Origin of the sequence: Fischerella muscicola PCC 7414 (assembly GCF_000317205.1) — a bacterium.
GTDB lineage: Bacteria > Cyanobacteriota > Cyanobacteriia > Cyanobacteriales > Nostocaceae > Fischerella > Fischerella muscicola.
In genome coordinates, this window is record NZ_AJLK01000063.1 from 1 (window position 1) to 3,189 (window position 3,189).

Genomic DNA, 3,189 nt, shown 5'->3' on the forward strand with positions numbered 1-3,189 from the left:
CACGCTTGCACCGCAAGACTTTGTGCTATTCCAAGTCAGTCGATATGCTCAAGTGTTCCCTTCGCTTATTACTTCACTACTTGAAGTATCGGACAATTCCTCTGCCAATTTAGTTCATTACAGTCTCAGCAACGCCAAAGTTGATTATGATGACATCCAAGTCTAATTCTAATCACAATGAGAGTGAATCAAAACTGAGAACAGTTTGCTTGTGATAAGTGTTCAAATCGACCCCTTCTCCGGCAAGGATGAGATTATAAATTTCCTGCATTTCGTCAGTAGTGTTTTCTTTGGTTAGGAATCTGAACGCAGAAGCAGCCAGATATTCTGGCTGTTCTTCAAAAGCCAACCACAGACGATTTTCAGCTTCTGCCACCTGACCAGTAGTGTTAGAACCAGCAAAAATGTCCACTACCAAATCACCTGGATCTGTCAGAAAACGGATAAAGAATTCAGGAAGTTTGGCAGGAAACCTGGCAGGGTGCTGCTTAACCGAAACCGCTTTACAACCGTCCAGGTATTGACCGTTGGATTCGGTATTAGAAATTTGTAACAGGTTAGACGGGATAGCTCCACCATTATCTTTGGCGAAGGCTTTACCAATATCATGACCAGAAGGTCGTACTTTTGGTTTGTAAAACTTGTCTGGATCTTCCAGCAATTTCTTCATACGATCGCTGTAGGGTGCAAGGACTTTTGTCACATCAGCCTTGGGAAACTCCGTCTTACTGAACCACCATACAGTATTCACCGAATCTTTAGCCCGCAGTTTGCGTTTGTTAACCCACTCAATAGGGCTGGGCAGTTTAGACGGGTTGTACCAATAAAAGTCTTCAGCTAAGAAAAAACCAATGTCATCACAAAAGCGTATAGGCACCCGATAGTTATACAGGCTGCGGACAGGAACCCCTTTTTCATAAGCTCCACCCAAATCCACTACAAAACTGCCATCGTGACGTAGTTTTTTGTAAACGAGTGCAGCAAACTCGGTGAGCCAGTCCACATATTCGTGTTGTTCTTTGTTGCCGTATTCTTTTTTACGCTGAAGGGCAAAGGGTGGGCTAGTGACAACTAGGTTAACACTATTATCTGGTAATTTTTGCAAGAGTTCACGGGAGTCGCCACGGTAGGCAGCTCCTTTGTAAGTGAAATAAGCAGGTTTTATGTCTTGTAAGCGCACGTTTAGGTTCATCACAAATGATACTTATAATCTGTAGATGTAAAGTAGTCAATAGAGCAATTCCGGTATATAACCGAAGAAAAAACAATTACCAAAATGAGGAAGTTATTTGCGGACAATCTACGGAAGGCACCGCAGGGTCGTGGCATCTCACAGGAGAAGCTGGCAGAAATGGCTGGGCTGCGTCGTACTTACATTGGCTCAGTGGATCGAGGTGAAAGGAACATATCGATAGATAACATTGAACGGATTGCTACAGCGTTAGGTTTAAAAATAGTGCTGTTGTAGCCACCCCCACTCGTTCAGCCAGCGAAAATCAATGAGTGCTGTTGCGTCAATAATTGTTCCGTTAAGCGACTGCATAAACCTCATTTTCTTGACGGCGCACCCGCAGTTTTTCAACAGTTAAGTTGAGAAGTTCTGCTGCTTTCATCTCTGAAATCTTGCTCAATTTTAAAGACTGCCAAATTAGAAATTCATAACGTTCATTTTCTGGGTAATCCTCCGCAGCCAGTGCTGGTGGTAATTCCATTGAGTTTTGCAAAGATGCACCATCATGTTGCTTTTTATAAATTGCACAAATTTTGGCTTTCTCTTTAGCAAAATCAATGATTCCCATTTCTGCTAAACGATTCAAGATGACTAAGTAACTCACCCGAAAATGCCGTTTGAGTTTGACAATATCTTGGGTAAGTGTGTACATCCGCTCAAATTCAGCTTGAGGAACAAGTAGATGACTAGCAAAGTAATCAGCCACCTTCTCTCGTGCTTTTTCTTCTTCTTTGGTTCCTTCTTCAATTAAAGTGTCTTGATACTCTACACGGTGAAAAATTAAGTGTCCAATTTCATGTGCAAGGGTAAATAATTGACGTTCAATGGTGATGTTATGGGTATTTACCAAAACAAAAGCACCTTCAATATCACTACAAGCACTGAGACCAAAGAAACCTTTAATGGGAATGGAGGAGCGTAAAACTTTTAAGCCGATTTCTTCTACAGACTGAAACAGGTTGGCAATGGGAGCATCTCCCAAGCCAAGGCGATGGCGAAACAAAGCAGCTATTGTCTGAATGTGCTTTTCGTTGCCTTCTACTTGATGGCAAGGTGTACTTTCTGGGGTGTAGCTTGGTAAGCCAACGGCTTGTTCTAGGGCGTTATAAGTTTGCAGCATTCGTAGCACTTTGGCCGCAAACTGGGCATTTTTGTCAAAGGAAACATGAGCGCGGAACCGGAAGTTGGGTAGTCCTTCACCTTGTGAGCGTAGCAAGTCATCAAGTGTAATGCCCAAAGCACTCGCCAGAGCAGAGAGGATTTTGCTGTCTGGTAAAGTTTTGGCGTTCTCGTAGTTATTGATGCTCTGGCGAGTTACCCCAGCTTGTTCTGCAATTAGTAATCTGAAAAGACCTCTCCTGTATAGCTTTTAGCGTTTTTAATAGTTAGCGTTTTGGTAGCATTCATAGTGACGGGCGGCTTAGTCAGCACGATTGCTACTAGAACGCCAAAACTCAACCACCCTTGTCAAACAGTCTGGGTTCCAATAAATTATAAAAACTATATCAACAATAAAAACTATATAAATAGTTTTAACTTTTATCTTGATGGCGCTTAACGGTTAGTATCTCTAGCACTTCGTCGGTCAGGCTCTCTATTTCCGAGATTGCGGCTGACGCCTTGCTGCCAAAATTATGAACTGTTTGCCCGAACACGGCAGACTGACGGTAAACTTGCCGATGCTGTATTTGTGTTTTGAGCAGTGGAATTCCAAATTCTGGCAAAACTTCCAAACTTTCCTGTGTCAAAGTTGTTTTTGGCTGGCACTGATTCAACACCAACCTGGACTGCAAAGCCTCATTAAAATCGCTGACATTTTGGATCACCTGTCGGATACCAACAGCAGCCCACATATCCAATGGGGAAGGGATGATTGGCACTAGGGCTAGGTCTGCTATCAGCAATGCGCTTTGTGGGACAGGGGAATCCGCAGCCGGAGGACAGTCAATAATAATGTT

Annotated in this window: 3 protein-coding genes and 2 pseudogenes; 2 read left to right on the top strand and 3 right to left on the bottom strand. The window is 43.1% G+C overall.

The window, feature by feature from the left end; translation table 11 throughout:
• Window positions 1-113 (top strand): annotated as a pseudogene (locus UYI_RS36695) (IS1 family transposase); the annotation flags it as partial.
• Between the two features lie 59 nt (window positions 114-172).
• Here the strand turns inward: UYI_RS36695 and UYI_RS0109230 are convergent.
• Window positions 173-1,192: a DNA-methyltransferase gene (locus UYI_RS0109230; RefSeq protein WP_016866381.1), complete on the bottom strand. Its 1,020-nt coding sequence runs from the start codon at window positions 1,190-1,192 to the stop codon at window positions 173-175.
• A gap of 159 nt (window positions 1,193-1,351) precedes the next feature.
• Here UYI_RS0109230 and UYI_RS39985 point away from each other — a divergent pair, with 159 nt between their 5' ends.
• Window positions 1,352-1,468, top strand: a complete 117-nt coding sequence (locus tag UYI_RS39985) for a helix-turn-helix transcriptional regulator (RefSeq protein WP_326930414.1) — start codon at window positions 1,352-1,354, stop codon at window positions 1,466-1,468.
• A gap of 61 nt (window positions 1,469-1,529) precedes the next feature.
• Here the strand turns inward: UYI_RS39985 and UYI_RS32285 are convergent, their stop codons facing one another.
• On the bottom strand, window positions 1,530-2,567 hold the full coding sequence (locus tag UYI_RS32285) for a helix-turn-helix domain-containing protein (protein WP_051035554.1): 1,038 nt from the start codon (window positions 2,565-2,567) through the stop codon (window positions 1,530-1,532).
• 196 nt (window positions 2,568-2,763) lie between these two features.
• Window positions 2,764-3,189 (bottom strand): annotated as a pseudogene (locus UYI_RS0109245) (ParA family protein); the annotation flags it as partial.

Excerpts from the sequence above, each read along its gene's own strand:
- UYI_RS39985 (WP_326930414.1), top strand. The coding sequence starts at position 1,352 with ATGGCTGGGCTGCGTCGTACTTACATTGGCTCAGTGGATCGAGGTGAA.
- UYI_RS0109230 (WP_016866381.1), bottom strand. The coding sequence starts at position 1,192 with ATGAACCTAAACGTGCGCTTACAAGACATAAAACCTGCTTATTTCACT.